The sequence below is a fragment of the Streptomyces chryseus genome, assembly GCF_014650755.1.
Lineage (GTDB): Bacteria > Actinomycetota > Actinomycetes > Streptomycetales > Streptomycetaceae > Streptomyces > Streptomyces chryseus.
Window position 1 is genome coordinate 170006 of record NZ_BMVO01000004.1, and the last position, 20111, is coordinate 190116.

Below are 20111 nucleotides of genomic sequence, written 5' to 3' on the forward strand. Positions count from 1 at the left end.
CCAATCCGCCCGGTGACCGGCTGCGAATAGGGGGCGTGAGGATCTCCCGTACGGCCCTGGTCCGCGGCGGGCTCGCCGCCCTTTCCGGCCTGCTCTCCGGTTACACCGCGCTGGCGGCGGCCGAACTCGTGTCGGCGACCGTCCGGCCCGCGGCCGGGCCCGTCACCGCCGTGGGCGGTGCGGCCGTCGACCGCACTCCCGCGCCCGTCAAGGACTGGGCGATCCGCACCTTCGGCGAGAGCGACAAGCTCGTTCTGCAACTGGGCATCGTGGCGACGCTCGCCGCCCTGGCGCTCGCCCTGGGCGTACTGGCCCTGCGCCACCGGCGCGCCGGGTCGGCCGGTGTGCTGGCCTTCGGCGCGGTGCTCACCGCCGCGGCGGTGAGCCGTCCGGACGGCGACCGGCCCGGCGGACGGGCTGCCGTCGCTGCTCGGCGCGGTGGCCGGCGCGATCGTCCTGTACGTGCTCATCGGCACGCTGGACCGGCCAAGGGCCCTGGCCTCCCGGGGCCGGGAAAGCGGCTGGAACCGGCGCGGGTTCCTGATCGCGGCGACGGCCGCGGGGATCGCCGCGACCGGCGCGGGCGCTCTCGGCCGGACCCTGGGCAGCCGGCGCGGCCAAAGCGCCGTCGCCTCACGCGCCGCGGTGCGGCTGCCCCGGCCCGCTTCTCCCGCGGCCCCGGTCCCGCCCGGCGCGCGGTTGCGCGTCCCGGGCATCAGCGCCTTCACCACGCCGAGCGAGAAGTTCTACCGGGTCGACACGCGCTGGATCGGCGTACCGCTGACGACCTCCTGCGGGAGGCCGGTGTGAAGCCGCCGTCACGCGGTGGTCCCGCCGACCAGCTGGTGGCCCGCTCGGTGGACGGCATGACGCTCGGCACACCGGTCGAGGACGTGATGGACGGCCGCGACGCGATGCTCCCCGTCGGCATGAACGGCGAACCGCTCTCCTTCGCGCACGGTTTCCCGGTCCGCATGCTCGTCCCGGGGCTGTACGGCCATGTCTCGGCCTGCAAGTGGATCGAGGACATCGAGCTGACCACGTGCGCCGACTACGACCCGTACTGGGTGAAGCGGAAATGGGCCCGCAAGGCCCCGGTCAAGACGCAGTCCCGTATCGACACTCCCAAGCCGTTCGCCCGGCCCAAGGCCGGCACCGTCATGGTCGCCGGCGTCGCGTGGGCCCACCACCGGGGCATCGAACGCGTCGAGGTCCGGGTAGACGACGGGCCGTGGCGGCCGGCGGACCTGGCCGACCAGGACACGGTCGACACCGGGCGGCAGTGGTCCTTCCCCCGGAAGGCCACGCTCGGCGGCCACACCCTCACGGTGCGCGCCACCGGCCGTACGGGAACCGTCCAGACCGGGAAGCGGACGCGCACCGTTGCCGACGGGGCGAGCGGACGGCACTCGGTGGTGGTCACCGTGGACTGACCGGCCCCGCCCCCTGTTCAGGAATGCTTCGCCGAGAATGCGGTGACGAGTGATGAGTACGAGAGCTGCCGTGTCCCTCGCGCCCGGCTGCGCCACCGGGGCGCGGGAGGCGATCCGCCGGCAGCTGGCGTGGTGGCGCCTGGAGGACCTCGGCGACGACGCCACGCTCATCGTGAGCGAGCTGCTGTCGAACGCCGTCCGCCACGGGCGGCCGCCGTGGCGGGCCCGCATGTGGCTCAAGGGCGGGGAGAGCGGGCGCCGTGGGGTCCGGCTCGAAGTGCACGACGCGGGGGCGGGCGTCGACATCGAGCGGATACGCGCCCGCTGGCGTCACCCCTCGGGCTCGCTGCTGGGCGGCGGGCGCGGCCTGTTCATCGTCGACACACTCGCTTCCGCGTTGGGCAACGAGCGGTCCGGTCACGGGCACACGGTGTGGGCGGAACTGGAGTCGGCGCGCACGTCGGCGGAGCCGGACCCGGACGCGGCATGACGGCTGTGAGCGCCGTCGCCCCTCGTAGCGGCGTTGACGGGGGCTTCGACACCGGGGCCGCGCCACAGAGGCGGAGCGACCGCTCCCCGGCCCTGTGGCGCGGGTGTCTGCCGTCGGCTCAGCCGCTAGCCCATCTCGGGAACCAGCCCCGTGAGGGGCGCTGCCAGGCCGGTGACCTGCTGGAGCTCACGGAGCTCGTGCAGCTGGCCGAGGCCCTTGAGCTGATCGGTCACGGTGGGCACCTCGCCCCGGCGGTCGACCGGGACGGCGCTCGAACCGAGCTTGTCGAGCTCGTCGGGAACGGACAGCAGGTAGCCGGAGGAGTCGGCGGCACTCGCGGTCGGCGCGGCGAGGGCTGAGACGCCGGCGGCGAGGGCCGCGACGGCGAGGACACGCTTAGCTTTGATCATGACTTGAGCAACGGCCGGACCGCCCGCGCGGACACGGCCGCACGGCGCCCGTCACCCGCAAGCCACATCGCGTGCGCCGGTGTTCGACGGCCCACCGTGCGGCCGTGCTACTCACTCGGGGCGGCCCGGGTCGAGACCAGCACACCGACCTTGTCGATGCGGTGCTCGGGGTTGCCCTTGGCGTCGCGCCAGAAGTTCCCGGCGGCGTCGTCCTCGGGCGTCGCGCAGGTGGAGAGCGTGATCATCGCCCTGGTGGGCTTCTCCCCCGGCGCTCCCGGAACCGCGGCCCGCTGTTCGGCCAGTGACCGCTCCGAGCGGAACGACGTCGTGCGGGTCTCGGTGATCTCGTACTCGTACACCTTGCCGCCCGCGGTGACGAAGACGGAGTCGCCCTTGTCGACGGACGGAAGCGCGCGCAGGGGGCCGCCGGCGGAGAGGCGGTGCGCCGTGACGAGGTAGTTGCCCACCTCGCCGGGGCCGACACCGCCCTCGTCACCGTACGGGCTGGCGGCCACACCGCGGTCCTGGATCCGGGTGCCGGCCCAGTCGTCCGTCGTCCCCTCGTAGGGCACGACGCGCAGGTCCACCACGCCGATCGACGGGATGGCCAGCAGCGCGGTCTGCTGCCGCGTGCCGCTCTCGCGCACCGCCGGCTCGGCGGACGGGGAGGCGGACACGGGCCCCGCCGGGGCGGTGTCCGAGGCGGCCACCGAGACGGGAGCGGCCGGTGGCTTCGCGTCCGGTCCGGCGGCACCGGCGCCCGCGCAGCCCACCAGCGCGACGACGAGCGCGCCCGCCGGGGCGAGGGAAACGATACGGAGACTGATCATGGGCACTCCGGATCGGTGAGAGGACGGACGGCTCGCCCGCGAGGACGGCGTGCCGCCTTTTCCACCAGAACACGGCGGACCGACGACGTGTTCCCGGCCCCGGCAGACCGGATCAGGGACTGGTGATCCACCGCAGGACGGACCGGACCGTGGTGTCGTCGAGCCGGCTGAGGGCGTCGATCGCCTCCAGATCGCCGGGGAGGGGCGCCACACCGGTCGTGGTCAGGGCCGCGTGGAGGTCCAGGCGGCGCCGGTCCGTGGCCGCCAGGGTGAAGGACGGCCGCCGCTCGGCGCGCGGGGCGAGCAGCGCGTAGTCGTCGGCGTCGTCGACGGCCGGCGCCGCGCTCTGCCGGTCGAGGTCGTCCACGCCGTGGAAGCGGTACGGGTCGAGCGCCCACCGGGGCGTCCTCGCCGCGAACGCGGGAATCGGTGTGCCGGTCATCAAAGCCTCCAGGGGTCGGGTCGTCACTGACCCACAGGAGTCCCGCGGGACGCGGTCCAGTTGCACGCCGGGCCGGCAACCACCCGAACGCCCCCAACAGCATCTCGTCACACCACAGGGAAATCGGGTGGGAGGCCGGACGGGGATCCGGCCTCCTGGCGTCAGTACAGGACGGACGGCAGGTACGCCCCGGCGGGCTCGCTGTAGAGCCCTGTGGTCATCAGGCTCATCAGCTGTTGCACCTTGAGTCCGTTGCGCAGGCACCACCGCAGCAGCACGCTGTTGGACGCCGGGACGAGGATGCCCGGACCGCCGAACGCCGGCGCGCCCGCGATGAGCGCCCTGATGTCCTCGGTGCTCTCGCCCACCGCGTGTGCGAAGAAGGAGAGGTCGGTGGCATAACCGGTGATCCGCCCGCCGTGTTCGCTCACCCGGGCCGTGCCCGCCTGGAGGGCGTCGGCCAGTTCCCCGCCGCGGTCGGTCCCGTGCACCCTGCGGCACACCTCGTTGCAGGCGGCGAGGTCGGCGTCGGTCGCGGGCCGCACCTCGTACCCGTCCACCGTCCCTCCGATCGGTGGTCCCTGCACGCAGGCCACCGTCTCGCGGAACTCGAACCCGAGGCCGGCGTAGAGGGCGAACGACCGCGCGTGGTATCCGCTCTGCAGCAGACGGACGCCGGGCACCCGCCGCTCGGCCGCCCGGCGCATGACGTCGTCCATGAGCCGCCGCCCCACGCCGCCGTTCTGGACGGCCGGGTCCACCGTGATCGGTCCGACGCCGACTACGGGCGACCGCTCGTCCAGGAAGTTGCTGCCGACGATCCGGCCGTCGAGCTCGGCGACGACGCTGTAGAAGCCCGGGTGGTCCAGGACCGTGAGGAACATGCCGGCGGCGACCTCCGCCCCTGGGATGTCGGAGGGGAAACCGTGTTCCAGGGCGATGCCGGAGAACGCGGCGTAACAGATCCGGCCGCACTCCGCGGCGTCCTCCGGCCTTCCGGTGCGCAGTACGAGCTCCACGATCCGTTCCCTCTCCCGGTGCCGTTCCCGCTTCGTCGTCGGGGCAGCGGGCTGTCCGGGCAGGAAGGTCCGCCGGGGCCCTGCCTCCATCAAAAGCGCGGGCCGCACGTGCGGCAACCGGCAGCAGCTCTCGTTACGCCGGGCGCACCTGGACCGCGACCGCCGGGTCCTGGTGCCCGCCGCTGGCGATCATCCGTACCTCGTCGCGGTCGCTTATCTCGGCCAGGACGATGCCCGTGTCGTCCGCGTACACCGGGTGGCCGCCGGGCCCACTGCGGTCCGTGCGGTGCACCTGCACGACGTCCGCCGCGTCCGGGACGGCTGCCGGTTCGCCCGGACGTACGAAGACCAGTTCGTAGCGATCAGACCTGCCCATGTCGCCTCCTCGGTGAGAAGCCGTTGCGCCGCGCCCCTGAGTCCATACACCCATAGTCCCGCACTACGGGTTCCGGGGCCGCCGGGTCGCCCGTCGGCCGGCCGGTTTCAGACGCGCAGTTCCGGCGGGAAACCGGTCCAGCGCAGTTCCGGGGGCAGGTGACGGGTGTCGTTGTGGCACAGCACGGCGGACGGCCTGCCGGGCGCGTACCGGATCACCGTCAGCGCGGCGTTGCCGTGGTTGAGGCCCATCCAGCGCCACTCGGGTGCGTCGAGGGCGGCCCGGACCAGCCAGCCGACGAGGAAGTTGTGGGTGACGAGCAGTTCGTGCCGGGTCACGTCGCCCTCGACCGGCCCGGTGAAGCGCGCCAGGGCCTGGGCGGCGAGTGCGGGACCGCGCTCGCGCTCCTCGGCCGGAAACTGGCCGAGGAAGCCCAGCAGGGCGTCGGCCGAGTCCGGCGGAAGCTCCTCGCGGCGCGGCAGGTGGGGGAGGTAGTCGCCGGCCGGCTCCGACGCGCGCAGCGGTACGCCGTCGAGCTGGTCGGCGATCAGGCGTGCGGTCCGGGCGGCGCGGGGCAGAGGGCCGTGGTGGACGACGGACAGCGGCGTCCCGCGCAGTCGCTCTCCGAGCAGAACGGCTTGACGGCGTCCGGCCTCGGTCAGTTCGGTCTCGTCCGCCGACGCCTCGCCGTGCCGGGCGAGATAGAGGTACCGCGTGGCTGTGTCCGTCATGTCGCCGCCCCCGGAGAAGGTGAGAGATCCCGTGTGTCGATCTTGTACATCGGACCGGGGGACGCCCCGGGCGGCGCCTGCGGTTCCGCCCGGCGCCCGGCGCCCGGCGGTCCGGTGCGGGGTAATCCCGTCGACGGCGCACCGGCCGCCGCCTACGCTCACGGTATGAGCGACAACGGCACCGCGCGGCGTCCGCTGGTCGCCGTCCTCAGCGGAGCCGGGATCTCCACCGACTCCGGCATCCCCGACTACCGGGGGCCGAACGGCCTGTGGCGGCGCGATCCGGAGGCCGAGAAGCTCGTCACGTACGGCTTCTACATGGCAGACCCGGACATCCGGCGCCGCGCCTGGCGCATGCGGCTGGAGAGCCCCGCGCGGCGGGCCCGGCCGAACGACGCCCACCGTGCGATCGCGGAGCTCGAACAGTCCGGGGTGCCGGTGCGGGTCCTCACCCAGAACGTCGACGGGCTGCACCAGATGGCCGGCCTGCCCGCCCGCAAGGTGCTCGAACTGCACGGGACGGCGCGCTCGACGGTGTGCACCGGCTGCCGGGACCGCTCTCCGATGGAGGAGGCGCTGGCGCGGGTGGCGGCGGGCGAGGAGGACCCGCCGTGCCGTGCGTGCGGGGGCATCCTCAAGTCGGCCACCGTGATGTTCGGACAGCGGCTCGACCCGGAGGTGGTGGCCGCGGCCCTGGCGATCGCCAGGGCGAGCGACGTGTTCGTGGCGGTGGGCACCAGTCTCAAGGTGCAGCCGGCCGCCTCACTCGCCGGGATCGCGGCGGAGCACGGCGCCCGCCTCGTCGTCGTCAACGCCGAACCGACGCCCTACGACGCGCTGGCCGACGAGGTCGTGCGCGAGCCGATCGGGACGGCGCTGCCCGCCCTCCTGAGGCGCCTGACGGCCTGAGGGGCGCGCCCGGCGGTCCTGGAGGGGCGTGCGACCAGGGCGCCTACCAGCGCGGGCCGGCCGCCCGAACGGCGCTGAAGTCCATGGCCTGCTCGACCTCCCGCAGAGTCTCCTCTGCGATCTGGCGCACCTCGGCAGGTACGTCGCCCCGCTCCTCCACGAGGCCTGCATAGATCGGTGCCTCGGCACGGTTCGCGGAACTCACGTCGGAGAGGGCCCTTCAAGTCGGAGAACGTGCGGATTCCGGCGTCAGCCGGAACGGAGGACGAGTGTAGGTGGTCCACAAGACGGGGCTCAGGCCGCCCCCGTGCCTGCTCACCTCCCCGGCCCGAACTGATGCCCGGGTGTCCGGCCCGTGGACACCACCCTCCACCGCTTCCAAGATACGGAATACACTTTCCATTATCAGCGTCCCGATGCGGGGGAGGACCACAGCATGGGCATCGACAGGGCACTGCCGCGCCGAGCGGCCGCCGAACTGGTGGGCACCGCCGCCCTGGTGACCGTCGTCGTCGGTTCCGGCATCCAGGCCGCCGGCCTCAGCCAGGACACCGGGGTGCAGCTGCTCGCCAACGCCCTGGCCTCGGCGATCGGGCTCGGCCTGCTCATCGTGCTGCTCGGCCCCGTCTCGGGGGCCCACCTGAATCCGGTGATCACGCTCTTCGCCTGGTGGTCCCAGCGGCGCGCCGCGGCCCGCTTCAGCGGCCGGGAGGCCGCCCTCTACATCACGGCGCAGCTCGCGGGGGCGGTCGCCGGGGGCCTGCTGGCCGAGGCGATGTTCGGCCGGACGCCCGGTGTCTGGTCCACGCGGGTGCGGTCGGACGGGCATCTGCTGCTCGGCGAGGCGGTCGCCACGGCGGGACTGGTGCTGGTGGTGTACGGACTGGAGCGCATCGGCCGCGCACGGCTGATGCCGGTCGCGGTCGCCTCGTACATCGCGGCGGCGATCTGGTTCACCTCGTCGGGCTCCTTCGCGAACCCGGCGGCGACGGCCGGCCGGGCCCTCACCGACTCCCTCACCGGCATCGCGCCGGCGTCGCTCCCGGGCTTCGTCACCGCCCAGCTCCTCGGCGGGCTCCTGGGCGCCGGGCTGGCGACCGTCCTCTACGGTCCGCGGGTGACGCCCGCTCAGCCCGCCGGGCCGGCGGCGGGCGCCCGCGCGTGGTGGCGACCCCTCTCTCGCCGGGCGTAACACGCCCTGGGAGACTGCTTGTTCATGAGCGAACGCGGGGGCGGTCGGACACGGGGCGGCGTCGGAGCCGGAGTCACCTTCGGCCTGCTGGTGGCGTGGGCGGCGCACGACGCGGAGGAAGTGGCCACGGTGCCCCGGTGGGCCCGTACGCACGTACCGGAGCTGCGCGAGCGCTTCCCCCAGGTGCCGGAGCCGGTGTGGCGGCGGCTGGAGTCCGTCGACGGCCGGGAGTTCGCGGCCGCCGTGGGCGGGATGGCCCTGGTGGTCGCCGCCGCCGCTGTCCAGGGGCACCGCACGGGCGGGCGCTCCGCCTTCTACCAGCAGGCCGTCCGTCCTGCTTCCCGCGCGGCCCGGCGACGCCGCGCGGAGCCTGGCGTTCGCCACCGTGGCCACGGTTGCCGGGGCGCACGCCGTGGCCCGCCGGGTCGTGGGCCGGTCCGCGGGCCCGCGCCGGCCCTGACCGCTCCGCTTCCGGCGGTGTGCACCGGCCCCGGAACCCGGGGCGCGTCCGGCGTCAACTTCCGTGCCCGGTACGCGCTGAGAGCCCTCGGGCCAGACACTCGGTGAGGCGGAGCGCGAGCGTCCCGTCGGGGTCGAGGCGGGGGTTGAAGATGGTGACGTCGAACCCCCGGGCCCCTTCGCCGGCGAGCGCCGTCCGCAGTACGGTCTCCAGCTCCGCCCAGGTCAAGCCGCCGGGAAGGCGGTAGTCGACGGCCGGCATGACCGCGTCGTCCAGGACGTCCACGTCGAGGTGCACCCAGTAACCGGCGCTCCGGCCGGAGCCGAGCCGGCCGACCGCCCGGCGCGCGGCCGTTGCCGCGCCGTCCGCGCGCACGGCGTCGAGGCCGACCGCGTGCAGCAGCGGTGGCAGGGGCTGCATCCCCGCCTCGGCGGACTCGGCGCCGTCGCGGAAGCCGAGGGCGACGACGTCCTCGTCCCGTACGAGAGGTCCCCGGCCCTCCAGGTCGGCCAGCGGCAGCGGACCCCGCCCCGTGGCCAGGGCGAGTACCATCGACGCCACCTCGCCCGTCGGCTCCGCCGACGGCTGGTAGAAGTCGGTGTGACCGTCGAGGAACAGCAGCCCGTGGCGCCCGCGGCGGCGCAGGGCGAGGAGTGTGCCCAGCAGAACGCTGCAGTCACCGCCGAGGACCACGGGGAAGAAGCCGCGACCGAGGACACCGCCGACCCTGTCGGCCAGGTGTGCCGAGTACCGCGCGATGCCGACCGGATTGAGGACACCGGTCTCGCGGTCCCGCACGGGGTCGTACGCCGGCGCCTCGACCCGGCCCGCCCACGCCGCCCCCAGCCGCGTCAGCAGCCCGGCGCCGAGCAGAGCGGCCGGCAGGTCCTGTACGCCGGAGGGCCGCAGCCCGAGTACGGACGGCGCCTCGACGACGGCTGGTTGCTGCACGTCCGGGCCCTTCTGCCGGCCGCTGCCGTCCCGCGCCACGGCCGCCACGAGCCGCAGGGCCGCGAGCCCCGGGGGCGGCCGCGGGTCAGTACTGCTCCGCCGGCTCGATGTTCTGGTTGACGTGGAAGAAGTTGTGCGGGTCGTACGTCCGCTTGATGTCCGCCAGCTTGTCGTAGTGGTCGCGGTACGCGGCCCTGACCCGGTCCTGCCGCTCGCCGGAGCCCATGAAGTTGACGTAACCGCCGCCCATGGACTGCGGACGCAGTTCCTCCCAGTAGTCCACGCACCACTGCTTCAGCATCTCGGCTTTGTCGGGATCCGGGTCGATGCCGCCGATGATGCCGGACCACACGGCGTCCCGGTACGCCCACGCGGTGGCGTCCGGGCCGACGCGGCCCGCGGCTCCGTCCACCGGGTAGAGGTGCATGGTGGACAGGTCGGTGGGGAGGTTCTCGGCGTACTTGGCGTGCACGTCGACGGCGTCGTCCGTGATCCGGTCGAAGAAGTGCCCCCGCCAGTACCACTGGAGTCCGGCGGGGATCAGTTCGTCGAACATGGTCTGCAGCGCCGGATAGGGCATCGGCGCCGCGAAGTGGAAGGCCGGCGGGCCGGGTTCGCCGACGACCGCGAGAGCCTCGTCGAGGCGGTCCAGGTCCCCTGTCCAGCACCACACGACACCGCACATCTTCTGCCCGTGGATCTCCTCCGGGAACGGCGGGCCGGGCGGCACGGTGAGCGACGCGAAGAAGCCGTTCAGGTCCTCGGGCGCCTGCGGCAGGAACTCGCGGTACCAGCGCAGCACCTCGCGGGTGCTGTCGACCGGCCACACGGTGATGCCGGCGCCCACGGTGCTCACCGGGTGCAGCCGGAAGCTGAACGAGGTGACGATGCCGAAGTTGCCGCCTCCGCCGCGCAACGCCCAGAAGAGGTCCGGGTTCTCGGTCTCGCTCGCGGTGACGAAGCTGCCGTCGGCGAGTACGACGTCCGCCGCCAGCAGGTTGTCGGCCGTCAGCCCGTACTTGCGGGTGAGGTGGCCGTGCCCGCCGCCGAGGGTGAGGCCGCCGACGCCCGTGGTGGACATGATGCCGGCGGGGGTGGCCAGGCCGAAGCCGTGGGCGGCGTGGTCGAGGTCGCCGAGCTGACTGCCGCCGCCGACGCGCGCGGTCCGCGCGGCCGGGTCGACGTGCGCCCAGCGCATGGGTGACAGGTCGATGGTGACGCCGTCCTCCGTCAGGGCCAGGCCGGGGCCGCTGTGCCCACCGCCCCTGACGGCGACTTCGCACCCGTTGTCGCGCAGGAAGTCGACCGCCGCCATGACGTCGGCGGCGTCCGCGCACCGCACGACGGCGGCCGGGCGCCGGTCGATCATGGCGTTGTAGATCGTGCGGCTCTCGTCGTACTCCGGGTCCTGCGGGCCGATGACCGGGCCGCGCAGCGCGGTCCGCATCGCTTCCAGAGTTCTGCCGTCCATGACCATCTCCTTGCCGAGACGCGGAACCGCTGCTTCCCACCCGGCCCCCACCCCTTGCCGGGCCCGCCGGTGAGCGGTTGCGTACGCCGACGCCGCGGGCGCCCCCGTTCGGCCGCGCACGGGCGGCGGACAGCACGCCGGAGGGCTGATGTGTCCAGCATCCCGCCGGCCGGGAACCCGCGCAATTCCGTCGCGAGGTGCCCGGGACCTGGGAAAAGCGCACCATGAGGGCATGGACGGACACAGGGGCGCACCCGCCGGCGCACGGCTGGAGGACATCGGCCCGCAACCACGGCCTGCCGCTGGAGGCGCTGCGCCACGACGTCACCCCGCCCGGACCGCACTACGTACTCGTCCACTACGGCATCCCCGTGACCGCGTCCGAGGACTGGCGGCTCACGGCGGGCGGCCGGGTCCGCAAGCCGCTGACGCTCGGCCTGCGGACGCTGCGGTCCTTCCCGGCCGTCACCCTGCGCGGAACCATGAAGTGCGCGGGGTGACGGCCGGGCACGGCTCACACCCCGGCCCGTGAGCCAGCCCTGGCTGGTGGAGGCGGTCGGAACAGCCGAGTGGACCGGGGTGCCGCTGCGCCTGCTGCTCGACGAGGCGGGAGTCGGCGCGGACGCCGTCGAGGCGGCCTTCGGCGGGCCGATCACGGCGTCGAGCGCGGAGTCGAGCAGGACCACCGGCGGAGTCTGCCACTGGCGGTGGCCCTGGGCGACGATCCGCACGTGCTGGTGGCGTACGGCATGAACGGCCGCCCCCCTGCCGCCGCAGCACGGCCATCCGCCGCGTCTCGTCGTGCCCGGCTGGTACGGCATGGCGCACGTGAAGTGGCTGCGCTAGATCACCCTCACCGACACCCCGTTCACCGGCTTCCAGCAGGCCGTGGCGTACCGCTACCGGCAGGAGGCCGGCGATCCCGGTGAGCCGGTCACACGCATCGCGCCGAGGGCGCTGATGGTCCCGCCGGGCTTCCCGGACTTCATGTCACGGACCCGCGTCGTACGGCCCGGCCGGGTGCCGCTGGAGGGCCGGGCCTGGTCCGGGTACGGCGAGGTCGCGCGGGTCGAGGTGAGTACGGACGACGGCCGCTCGTGGGGCGAGGCCGAACTCGCCCCGCCGGACGGGAACGTCTGGGCCTGGCGACGGTGGCGGACGTCCTCGGCCGCCGAGCCGGGCCGCCAGGTGCCGAGCGCCCGCGCCACCGATGCGACGGGCCGCACCCAGCCCGTGGAGCAGCCGTGGAACCGGGGCGGCTTCGGCAACAACCTCGTGCAGCGGATCCCCGTCGGGTGCGTGCCCGGCACGTGACACGGGCCGCCGCTGTTCAGTGGGGCAGTTCGCCCGCCGTCTTCTCCAGACGCAGCAGGTCGTGCGGGGTGAGTCCACAAGCGTCGCAGACGGCTTCGACCGGCGCGCCCTCGCGGACGGCGGCGACGGCCTCCGTCTCCACGTCGGCGCGGGCGGCGTCCAGAGCGGCTTCGGCTTCACGCAGGCGGTTGACGGCGAGTTCGAGGGGGGCGAGATCCATGGCCGGATGGTCGCACACCGCGCCCGCCCGGCGTCACCCCGCCCCGGCGGAGGCCGGCGGCGGGCCGGGATGCGGACCGTCACCGGGCACCCGACGATGGGAAGCCGGGGCGCCGCAGGGCGCCACAGCGCCGAAGTGGACGGACGTCGTCAATGGAAGACCTCGGTTACGGCACCACGACCGGTGCCGCCCCCGGCCCGGTCAGCACGGCCTCGGTCGAGGCCGCCCGGCGGGCCCTGGCCTCGACCGGCGTACATCTGATGCCGCCTGACACCCTGACGGCGTGCACCGGCACGGACAGCGGGGCCTGGGACCGGTTCCGAGCGCACTGGGAGGACCTGTCGCCCGACCGGTACGCCGCCGAGAGCGGCACCTGCCGGCTGCGGCGCTTCGGGCACTTCTCCCTCGCGGCGGACACCGGGAAAGTGACCCCGCTGCCCCATGTGCCGTTCGTTCAGCCGCAGGACACCAACCCGCTCTACGTCCAGGTGGACCGCCACTTCGACCCGCTCACCGACGCCTTCGCGGCCGACCCCGTGCTGCTGGCCGTGATCAGGCTCCTGGGACAGCTCGCAGGCGGTCTCGACCGGGCGGCGGAATGGAACGTGAAGGTCCATCCGTTCCGGGTCGTCGCGGCGGCCGACGGGCGGGGGGAGCCCACCCCCGAGGGGCTGCACCGGGACGGCGTCACCCTCGTCTCCTCGCTCCTGATCGCCCGGCGCAACGCCGAGGGCGGCGAGAGCACGGTGTTCGACCCGGACGGGAAGCGGGTACTGGCGACGACGCTGGACGAGCCGGGCACGCTGCTCCTCGGCGACGACCGCCGCACCCTGCACCAGGTCTCGCCGATCCGGCCGCTCGACCCCGGCCGGCTCGCCTGCCGCGACGTCCTGGTGACCACCCTCACCGCCCGCTAGGCGGGCAGCCGCCCGGGTCGCGGCACCCCCTCACCGGGGCAGGGCCCACCGCCCGGCGGCGGTGGCCGCGATCACCTCGTCCACGGCCGCACCGGGTCCCGCCCCCATGGCGGCCGCGGCACGCTGGAGCCGGGCGCCGCAGCCCCGTTCCGTCAGCCGCCGCAAGAACGCCGCCACCTCCTCCAGGTCGCCGTACTCCTCCAGGGCGGGGCGTACGTACGCGACGAGCCGCTCCGCCTGCACGGGGGCGGGCAGGATCCGGCCGCTCAGCGCGTCGACGCCGGCGCCGGACCAGCCGTCCCGCGCCGCACGCCAGTACGCGGCGCGCAGCAGCTCACCGCCCGTCCGGGGGCCCGGGTCGCCGTCGCGCAGTACCTTCGCCTCCGCCGTCACCACGAGCGCCCTGATGAGCGCGGTGAGCGCCACCGTGTCGTCGATGTCCGGCAGGACGTCCATGGTGCGGATCTCCAGCGTCGGCAGCCGGGGGTTGAGCCGGACGTCCCAGAAGGGCATGTCCGGCTCCAGCATGGCCTCAGAGGCCGCCATCTCCTCGGCGATCCGCTGGTGCTCCGCCGGCGACGCGGCGTACGGAGGCGGTCCGAGGCAGGGGAAGCCGCTCCGCATGACGGCTCGCCAGCTCGCGTAACCGGTGTCGCGCCCCTGGTGGAAGGGCGAGTTGGCGCTCATCGCCACGAGAAGCGGCAGCCATGGCCTGAGGTGGTTGGTGACCAGAACGGCCACCTCCCGGTCGGGCAGGTGCACATGGGCGTGGAACGCGCTGATCGCGAAGTCGTCGAGGAGGGCGCGGTACTGGTCCGCGCCCGCCCGGTACCGGGGGTGGTCGCCGATGTCGTCCGGTACGCCGCCTCCGACGGCCGGTGTACCGGAGGCGCACAGGCGCAGCCCCGCGTCGCGTGCGGCTGCCACGGTCGCGGCCCGCACCCGGGTGAGTTCCGCACGCAGTTCGCCGGACGTGGCGCAGACGGGCGTCCTGCCCTCGATCTGGTACTGGGTGAACTCGCCGGTGACGAGGTCGCCCAGGACCGCGCCGGCCCGCGCGACGACCTCGGCGCCCGCGGGCTCCATTCGCCGGGTGGCGGGGTGGACGAGGAAGTACTCCTCCTCGACGCCCACCGTGGGCGGCCGGGCGGGCACATGGGTTGCCGGGCGGGGGTGTGCCGGGTCCTGAACGTTCACGGCATCAGCATCACGCGGTCGGGCGGTTCTGTCGCCGCGCACCGCCGCCGGAGCGGCGAACCGGCCCGATCGCCGGCCCCCGGGCGTGCCGGTGGGACGGCCGTGCTCGCGGGGGGCCGGACCGTTCACGGTGCGACACATGACCGGCCGGTGGCCTCGCGCGCGCCCGGGGCGCGGGGGCAGCCACCGGCCGGTGCCGTGGGCACGGGCTACTGCGGGGGGTAGATGTCCCCGCCGCCCATGCTGCTTGCCTGCTCGCTCTGTTCCCTGAGGCGGCGAGCCTTGTCCTCCAGCCGCTTGCGCTGTTCCGGGTCGGCGGCACGTTCCGCGGCCTGGTCCATCTCCCGCGCCATCTGGCGCAACTCCTGGGCACGGCCGCCGGACTCATCTGCAGCGCTCATGATCACTCCTCGGGTGACAGGACAGAGCGGGCGCAACCAGCGAAGCAGCGCCGGCGCGTCCGCGCACGCCGAACGGTCACCCACCGCTATCGGGCCTGGCCGAAGGCGCGCCCGCGGGTACCGGCCGGGTCCTCGGCGGGCGGGCCGGGTGCGTACGGTGTCCGTGTGCGCCTGCTCCTGATGTCCGACACCCATCTGCCCCGACGCGCCAGGGAACTGCCCGCCGAGCTCCTCGCGCGGGTACGGGAGGCCGACGCGGTCGTCCATGCCGGCGACTGGGTGGACGCGGCCACGCTCGACCTCCTCGAAGCGCGCGCACGGCTCCTGGTCGGCGTGTACGGGAACAACGACGGGCCGCAGTTGCGGGCGCGCCTGCCGGAGGTGGCCCGGGCCGAGTTCGGCGGGGTGCGGTTCGGCGTCGTACACGAGACCGGAGGGGCTCAGGGGCGCGAGCGCCGGTGCGAGGAGCGGTTCCCGGACCTGGACGTGCTGGTGTTCGGCCACAGTCACATTCCGTGGGACAGCACCGCTCCCGGCGGGCTGCGGCTGCTGAACCCCGGGTCGCCGACGGACCGGCGCCGGGAGCCGTACTGCACGTACATGACCGCCGTCGCGGAAGACGGGCGGCTGGGCGAGGTGCGGCTGCACCGGCTTCCGCCCCGGCGCGTCACGCCCGGCCGGTGACGCCGGCCGCCCGACTCGGTTCCCGGCCGTCCGATCCCCGGCGCGGGCGTGGCGCGCGCCGGGGCAGGCGCTTTCTGTCGTTATGTTCCATCCGGACAGAGGCGCCGGACCTGCGCGCCCTGCCGAGCCTCCGCTGACGCAGCACCGGACGAGAGACGCGATGAGACTTCGTGCCACTGCCACCCGGCGACTGACCCTCCTGCTGACCCTGATCGCCGGGCTGGGGGCGGCCCTTGCTCCGGCCGCCCCCGCCGCGCACGGCAGGACGGCGTACGACCACAACCCTCCCTGCCCGGCCTCCGTGCCGTACCGGTCGGGCGATTCGGGCTACAACACCTTCCGCATCCCGGCCGCGCTCCACGTGCCCGGCGGCGCGCTCCTCGCCTTCGCCGAGGGCCGGCGCGACTCCTCGGCGGACGACGGTGACATCGACCTGGTCCTGCGGCGCTCGTTCGACGGCGGTTGCACCTGGCAGCCCCTCCAGCTGGTCGCGGACGCCGGTACGGACACGGTCGGCAACCCCGTGCCGGTGATCGACCCCCGCAGCGGGGACATCGTGCTGGTGACCTGCCGGACCCTCGGCGGCGCCACGAAACGGCAGATCACGTCGGGCAGCGTCGCCGCATCGGTCCGCCGCGTGTACGTGCAGCGCAGCACCGACGGCGGCCGGACCTGGTCGCCGCAGCGGGACATCACCGAGGCGGTCAAGCCGGCCGACTGGCGCTGGTACGCCGTCGGCCCCGGCCACGCCGTCGCCCTGCGCCAGGGGAGCCACCGGGGCAGGCTGCTCGTACCGGCGAACCACAGCTCGGGCGCCACCGGGCGCAGCGGCGCGCACTCCCTCTACAGCGACGACGGCGGGCACACCTGGCGCCTCGGGTACGTGAGCGGATCCGTCGACGGCGACGGCCCCCTCGCGCTCAACGAGAGCACGCTCGCCGAACTCCCCGACGGCACCGTCTACATCAACTCCCGGGATCACGACCGGACCGTCGGGGGCTCCCGCGCGGACGCGTACAGCGCCGACGGCGGGGTGTCCCTGTCCGTGCCCTTCCGGGCGCAGCCGGGGCTGACGGGCCCCATGGTGCAGGGCAGCGTGCTGCAGGTCGCCGGGCCGCCGTCGCGCAGTCCGCTCCTGTACTCCGGCCCGTCGGACCCGGACAGCCGCCGGCGGATGCAGGTGCGGGCCAGCGACGACGGCGGGCGTTCGTGGCGGCCGGCCTGGTCCGTGTCGCGGGACCTGGCCGGTTACTCGGACCTGGTGCAGACGGGCGTGGGCCGGGTGGGGCTGCTGTACGAGACGGGACCGCGGGCCACGCACGAGACCATCCGCTTCGCCCGTCTCCCCCATGACGCACTGTCAGCCGCCTGGTGACCGCGCTCACGCGTGCGACAGCGCGAAGGACACCAGGAAGCCGCTGACCGTGATCAGGCCGACCGCCAGGTGGGCGTCCTCGAACGCTTCCGGGATCATCGTGTCGGCGATCATCGCGAGGATCGCCCCGGCCGCCACCGCCGTCACCGCGGCGATCACGGCGGTGGGCAGCGCGCCGACGACGGCGTAGCCGAGCACCGCCGACACCGTGCTCGCGGCGGCGACACCGCCCCAGATGCCGAAGACGTACTTCTTGCCTCGCCCGGCCTGCCGCATGCCGGCGGAGCTCGACAGGCCCTCCGGGACGTTGCTGATGAACACCGCGACCACCGTCACCGTGCTGACCGCCCCGCCGTCGACGAGGCTGACGCCGATCACCGCCGACTCCGGCACCCCGTCCAGCAGCGCGCCGAGCGCCAACGCCAGGCCGGACCCGGCCTGCTGGGCCTCCGACGGCTGGGCCTGCCGGTGGCCGGAACGCTTGCGGTGGCGGGCCCCGCGCCGCGCCAGCCACAGGTTGCCCACCGTGTAGGCCGCCGCCCCGCCCACGGTCCCGATCGCCGCAGGACCCAGCCCGGCCTGGTCGTACGCCTCCTCGACCAGTTCGAAGGAGACCGCGGACAGCAGTACGCCGGCTCCGAACGCCATCACCGACGCCACCACCCACTGCGGGACGCGCACTCCGTAACCGAGCACGGCTCCCAGCAGCAGGGCCGAACCGGCCACCAGCCCCCACATCCCCGCAAGCACCACGTGATCCATGGCCTCCCTGTACCCCGGAACCGCGCCCCGACAGCAGGAACGCGCCACCTCGCACACCAACGGGGCGTGCGGCGGCCCGCGTGTGCCTGGGCCCGTGGGCGCCGCGATGGCCGGCTCTCGGGTCGGGTGGCGCCCGCGACGGCGTCCGGCGGGGCGACACGGCCGCGCACGATGGTGTCCGGCCTCCCGGGCGAGCAGACTTGACGGTATGTCGGGTAAACGAAGCGCGGGTCTCCTCCTGTTCCGCAACGCGGACGACGGCAGCACCGAGGTACTCATCGGGCACATGGGCGGTCCGTTCTGGGCCGGCCGCGACGCCGCCGCCTGGTCGATCCCCAAAGGCGAGTACGAGCCGGACGAGACGCCGGAGGCGGCCGCGCGCCGGGAGTTCACGGAGGAGCTCGGGCTGCCGGTGCCCGACGGAGAGCTCGTCCCCCTCGGCGAGTCCCGTCAGCCCAGCGGAAAGATCGTCACGGTCTGGGCGATCGAGGCCGATCTCGACCCGGCGCTGGCGGAGTTCGGCACCTTCACGATGGAGTGGCCGAGGGGCTCCGGCGTACAGCAGGACTTTCCCGAGATCGACGAGGCCGCGTGGTGCACGCCCGAGAGCGCGCACAAGCGGCTCGTCACGGGCCAGCGTGTCTTCCTCGACCGGCTCGCCCGGCACTTGGCGGAGCGGCGGGGGTGATCCCCGCCCCCGGCCGCCCGCCCGCGGGGATGTCCCGGGCAGGGGCGTCCGGGCCACAGTGGAGCCACCGGACGGGAACGCGCCCGGGGGCTGCCGGCCGTACGGGGAGACGTGTTCACGCGTCGCAGGTTCACGCGTCTCAGGCGTTCATCGGGCCGTGTTGCCGGGGCGGTCGCGGCGATCGTCCGCAGCCCCGGCCTTCCGCCGCCGCTGAGCGAGCCGGTCCGCGCGGACGAGGAATGCGCCGGCGACCGCGCGGTGGAAGTGCGGCGCACCCCACGCCGAGCGGGGCCGCCGACGCCCGCCGGGGCGTCGTATCCGGCCGGGCGGGTACCGGACCGCAGTGATTCACGCCACAAGGGGCGCGGGCCGTGTCCCCTAGGGCGGGCGGGGCGGCAGGGGCTCCGGGGAGATCCGGAAGGCCCTGCGCCGGAGGGTCGCCGGTCGCGGGTGGACTACCGTGGGCAGAGAACGGCCGTCGCCCGCGCCGCCGACGGCCGGGTCGCCGAGATCACGAAGCCGGGACGCCCCTGTCGGCAGCCCCCTGCCGGGCTCACTCCGCCGCCCCGGCCGCCCCCCGGTCCCGCCGCCGCCTCCGCCCACCTCAGATCCGCACATGGCCGTCGTGAGTCCCGCCGCGGCCCACAGGACCACCCGCCCGCGCGGGACCCCACAGCCCCCCGCGTGTCCGGCCCCGTATACGCCCCCGCCCCCGCCCCCGTCAGAAGGACTCGTCACATGCCAGTGCAGACCTCCGTACGCCCCCCGCCCCCGCCCGCGCCGTACCAGAAGCCGGGCAGTGACTTCGCGCGGCTGTACAAGAAGATCGCCGCCGCCGGACTGATGGGGCGCCGCCCCGGTTACTACACGGCCCGCATCGCGGCGGTGGCCGCCCTGTACGCCGGTGGCTGGGCCGCCTTCGTCCTCGTCGGGGACAGCTGGTGGACACTGGCGGTGGCCGGCTTCCTCGCCTTCGTCTTCGGCCAGGTCGCGCTGGTGACCCACGACACCGCCCACCGCCAGGTCTTCCGGCTGCGCAAGGCCAGCGAGCGCGCGGGCCGCCTCGCCGGGAACCTCGGCATCGGCATGGGGTACGGATGGTGGCAGGACAAGCACACCCGTCACCACGCCAACCCCAACCACGCCGAGCTCGACCCGGACGTGCTCCCCGACGTCCTCGTGTGGTCCCAGGACCAGGCGCGCGTCGCCAAGGGGCTCCCCCGGCTGCTCGGCCGCTCGCAGGCGTTCCTGTTCTTCCCGCTGCTCACGCTGGAGGGCTTCAACCTGCACGTCGCCGGTGTCCGGGCGCTGGCCAACCGCTCGCTCAAGCACCGGACCCTCGAAGGCACCCTCCTCTTCGCCCACTTCGCGGTGTACCTGACCGCGCTGTTCCTGGTCCTGCCGCCGGGCATGGCGATAGCATTCCTGGCCGTCCACCAGTGCCTGTTCGGCGTCTACCTGGGATCGATCTTCGCCCCGAACCACAAGGGCATGCCGATCCTGACCGGCGACGAGCGCCCCGACTTCCTGCGCCGCCAGGTGCTCACCTCGCGCAACGTGCACGGCGGCCGGTTCACCGACCTGATGCTCGGCGGGCTGAACTACCAGATCGAGCACCACCTGTTCCCCAGCATGCCCACCCCGCACCTGCGGCGTGCCCAGGTCATCGTCCGGGACTACTGCCGGGACCTCGGCATCAGCTACCTGGAGACCAGCCTGATCACGTCGTACCGTCAGGCGCTCACCAGCCTGCACCGGGCGGGAGCCCCGATCCGCGAGGCCCGCAGGGCCGCCGCCCCGGCCGAGGCCTAGGACGGCGGCGCACGCGCCGGACGGGCG

Annotated in this window: 24 protein-coding genes and 2 pseudogenes; 13 read left to right on the top strand and 13 right to left on the bottom strand. The window is 74.3% G+C overall.

Features of this window, described 5'->3' with window-relative positions:
- Positions 1–26 precede the first annotated feature (26 nt).
- Together IE185_RS09710 and IE185_RS09715 are read left to right on the top strand one after the other, a co-directional pair.
- A pseudogene (locus IE185_RS09710) lies at positions 27–1433 on the top strand (molybdopterin-dependent oxidoreductase).
- A gap of 52 nt (positions 1434–1485) precedes the next feature.
- Positions 1486–1923 carry an ATP-binding protein gene (locus tag IE185_RS09715; protein WP_138893795.1) on the top strand — a complete coding sequence of 146 codons (438 nt, stop codon included), beginning with the start codon at positions 1486–1488 and terminating at the stop codon, positions 1921–1923.
- Between the two features lie 125 nt (positions 1924–2048).
- On the opposite strand, the gene IE185_RS09720 is transcribed toward IE185_RS09715, so the two are convergent.
- The 6 genes from IE185_RS09720 to IE185_RS09745 all read right to left on the bottom strand — a co-directional run bounded on the left by IE185_RS09720 (position 2049) and on the right by IE185_RS09745 (position 5731).
- Positions 2049–2333, bottom strand: coding sequence for a hypothetical protein (locus IE185_RS09720; RefSeq protein WP_138893794.1), 285 nt, complete (start codon positions 2331–2333; stop codon positions 2049–2051).
- A 107-nt stretch (positions 2334–2440) separates the two neighbouring features.
- Positions 2441–3163 carry a class E sortase gene (locus IE185_RS09725; protein ID WP_138893793.1) on the bottom strand — a complete coding sequence of 241 codons (723 nt, stop codon included), beginning with the start codon at positions 3161–3163 and terminating at the stop codon, positions 2441–2443.
- Between the two features lie 112 nt (positions 3164–3275).
- Positions 3276–3605 carry a hypothetical protein gene (locus tag IE185_RS09730; protein WP_138893792.1) on the bottom strand — a complete coding sequence of 110 codons (330 nt, stop codon included), beginning with the start codon at positions 3603–3605 and terminating at the stop codon, positions 3276–3278.
- Positions 3606–3766: 161 nt separating this feature from the next.
- On the bottom strand, positions 3767–4624 hold the full coding sequence (locus IE185_RS09735) for a GNAT family N-acetyltransferase (RefSeq protein ID WP_208766349.1): 858 nt from the start codon (positions 4622–4624) through the stop codon (positions 3767–3769).
- A gap of 133 nt (positions 4625–4757) precedes the next feature.
- On the bottom strand, positions 4758–5000 hold the full coding sequence (locus tag IE185_RS09740) for a DUF6296 family protein (protein WP_138893790.1): 243 nt from the start codon (positions 4998–5000) through the stop codon (positions 4758–4760).
- Between the two features lie 107 nt (positions 5001–5107).
- Positions 5108–5731: a histidine phosphatase family protein gene (locus IE185_RS09745; protein WP_138893789.1), complete on the bottom strand. Its 624-nt coding sequence runs from the start codon at positions 5729–5731 to the stop codon at positions 5108–5110.
- A 165-nt stretch (positions 5732–5896) separates the two neighbouring features.
- On the opposite strand from IE185_RS09745, the gene IE185_RS09750 reads away from it, so the two are divergent.
- Complete coding sequence (locus IE185_RS09750; RefSeq protein ID WP_138893788.1) at positions 5897–6640, top strand: SIR2 family NAD-dependent protein deacylase; 744 nt, start codon at positions 5897–5899, stop codon at positions 6638–6640.
- Positions 6641–6683: 43 nt separating this feature from the next.
- Here IE185_RS09750 and IE185_RS09755 read toward each other — a convergent pair whose 3' ends face one another.
- A complete protein-coding gene (locus IE185_RS09755; RefSeq protein WP_167518858.1) occupies positions 6684–6845 on the bottom strand; it encodes a hypothetical protein in 162 nt (53 codons plus the stop codon).
- A 231-nt stretch (positions 6846–7076) separates the two neighbouring features.
- On the opposite strand from IE185_RS09755, the gene IE185_RS09760 reads away from it, so the two are divergent.
- Together IE185_RS09760 and IE185_RS09765 are read left to right on the top strand one after the other, a co-directional pair.
- The gene (locus IE185_RS09760; RefSeq protein WP_138893787.1) at positions 7077–7832 is read left to right on the top strand and encodes an aquaporin; all 756 of its coding nucleotides are present in this window, start codon (positions 7077–7079) and stop codon (positions 7830–7832) included.
- 24 nt (positions 7833–7856) lie between these two features.
- A complete protein-coding gene (locus IE185_RS09765) occupies positions 7857–8399 on the top strand; it encodes an HXXEE domain-containing protein (protein ID WP_229843422.1) in 543 nt (180 codons plus the stop codon).
- Here the strand turns inward: IE185_RS09765 and IE185_RS09770 are convergent.
- Together IE185_RS09770 and IE185_RS09775 are read right to left on the bottom strand one after the other, a co-directional pair.
- Positions 8347–9291 carry an arginase family protein gene (locus IE185_RS09770; protein WP_229843423.1) on the bottom strand — a complete coding sequence of 315 codons (945 nt, stop codon included), beginning with the start codon at positions 9289–9291 and terminating at the stop codon, positions 8347–8349. The genes IE185_RS09765 and IE185_RS09770 overlap by 53 nt on opposite strands.
- Before the next feature lie 37 nt (positions 9292–9328).
- A complete protein-coding gene (locus IE185_RS09775) occupies positions 9329–10714 on the bottom strand; it encodes an FAD-binding oxidoreductase (protein ID WP_138893786.1) in 1386 nt (461 codons plus the stop codon).
- 224 nt (positions 10715–10938) lie between these two features.
- Between IE185_RS09775 and IE185_RS33635 the strand changes: the two genes are divergently transcribed.
- From IE185_RS33635 to IE185_RS33050, 3 genes and pseudogenes are all read left to right on the top strand, one after another.
- Positions 10939–11214, top strand: coding sequence for a molybdopterin-dependent oxidoreductase (locus IE185_RS33635; RefSeq protein ID WP_249040274.1), 276 nt, complete (start codon positions 10939–10941; stop codon positions 11212–11214).
- Between the two features lie 46 nt (positions 11215–11260).
- Positions 11261–11560, top strand: a pseudogene (locus tag IE185_RS33640) (molybdopterin-dependent oxidoreductase).
- Between the two features lie 42 nt (positions 11561–11602).
- On the top strand, positions 11603–12028 hold the full coding sequence (locus tag IE185_RS33050; RefSeq protein ID WP_229843424.1) for a molybdopterin-binding protein: 426 nt from the start codon (positions 11603–11605) through the stop codon (positions 12026–12028).
- Positions 12029–12044: 16 nt separating this feature from the next.
- Here IE185_RS33050 and IE185_RS09785 read toward each other — a convergent pair whose 3' ends face one another.
- Positions 12045–12248 carry a hypothetical protein gene (locus IE185_RS09785; protein ID WP_138898850.1) on the bottom strand — a complete coding sequence of 68 codons (204 nt, stop codon included), beginning with the start codon at positions 12246–12248 and terminating at the stop codon, positions 12045–12047.
- A 152-nt stretch (positions 12249–12400) separates the two neighbouring features.
- On the opposite strand from IE185_RS09785, the gene IE185_RS09790 reads away from it, so the two are divergent.
- Positions 12401–13165, top strand: a complete 765-nt coding sequence (locus tag IE185_RS09790; protein WP_138898849.1) for a 2OG-Fe dioxygenase family protein — start codon at positions 12401–12403, stop codon at positions 13163–13165.
- A gap of 30 nt (positions 13166–13195) precedes the next feature.
- Here IE185_RS09790 and IE185_RS09795 read toward each other — a convergent pair whose 3' ends face one another.
- Entirely contained in the window at positions 13196–14362 is a 1167-nt protein-coding gene (locus IE185_RS09795; RefSeq protein WP_229843425.1) for a carboxylate-amine ligase, read from the bottom strand.
- 209 nt (positions 14363–14571) lie between these two features.
- Positions 14572–14763 carry a DUF6381 family protein gene (locus tag IE185_RS09800; protein WP_138898515.1) on the bottom strand — a complete coding sequence of 64 codons (192 nt, stop codon included), beginning with the start codon at positions 14761–14763 and terminating at the stop codon, positions 14572–14574.
- Positions 14764–14928: 165 nt separating this feature from the next.
- Here IE185_RS09800 and IE185_RS09805 point away from each other — a divergent pair, with 165 nt between their 5' ends.
- Together IE185_RS09805 and IE185_RS09810 are read left to right on the top strand one after the other, a co-directional pair.
- Entirely contained in the window at positions 14929–15447 is a 519-nt protein-coding gene (locus IE185_RS09805) for a metallophosphoesterase family protein (RefSeq protein WP_138898516.1), read from the top strand.
- A 160-nt stretch (positions 15448–15607) separates the two neighbouring features.
- Entirely contained in the window at positions 15608–16822 is a 1215-nt protein-coding gene (locus IE185_RS09810; RefSeq protein ID WP_138898517.1) for a sialidase family protein, read from the top strand.
- Positions 16823–16828: 6 nt separating this feature from the next.
- Here the strand turns inward: IE185_RS09810 and IE185_RS09815 are convergent, their stop codons facing one another.
- The gene (locus IE185_RS09815) at positions 16829–17584 is read right to left on the bottom strand and encodes a ZIP family metal transporter (protein WP_138898518.1); all 756 of its coding nucleotides are present in this window, start codon (positions 17582–17584) and stop codon (positions 16829–16831) included.
- A 208-nt stretch (positions 17585–17792) separates the two neighbouring features.
- Between IE185_RS09815 and IE185_RS09820 the strand changes: the two genes are divergently transcribed.
- Both IE185_RS09820 and IE185_RS09825 read left to right on the top strand, forming a co-directional pair.
- Entirely contained in the window at positions 17793–18272 is a 480-nt protein-coding gene (locus IE185_RS09820; RefSeq protein ID WP_138898519.1) for an NUDIX hydrolase, read from the top strand.
- Positions 18273–19010: 738 nt separating this feature from the next.
- A complete protein-coding gene (locus IE185_RS09825) occupies positions 19011–20084 on the top strand; it encodes a fatty acid desaturase family protein (protein WP_189714998.1) in 1074 nt (357 codons plus the stop codon).
- Positions 20085–20111 lie beyond the last annotated feature (27 nt).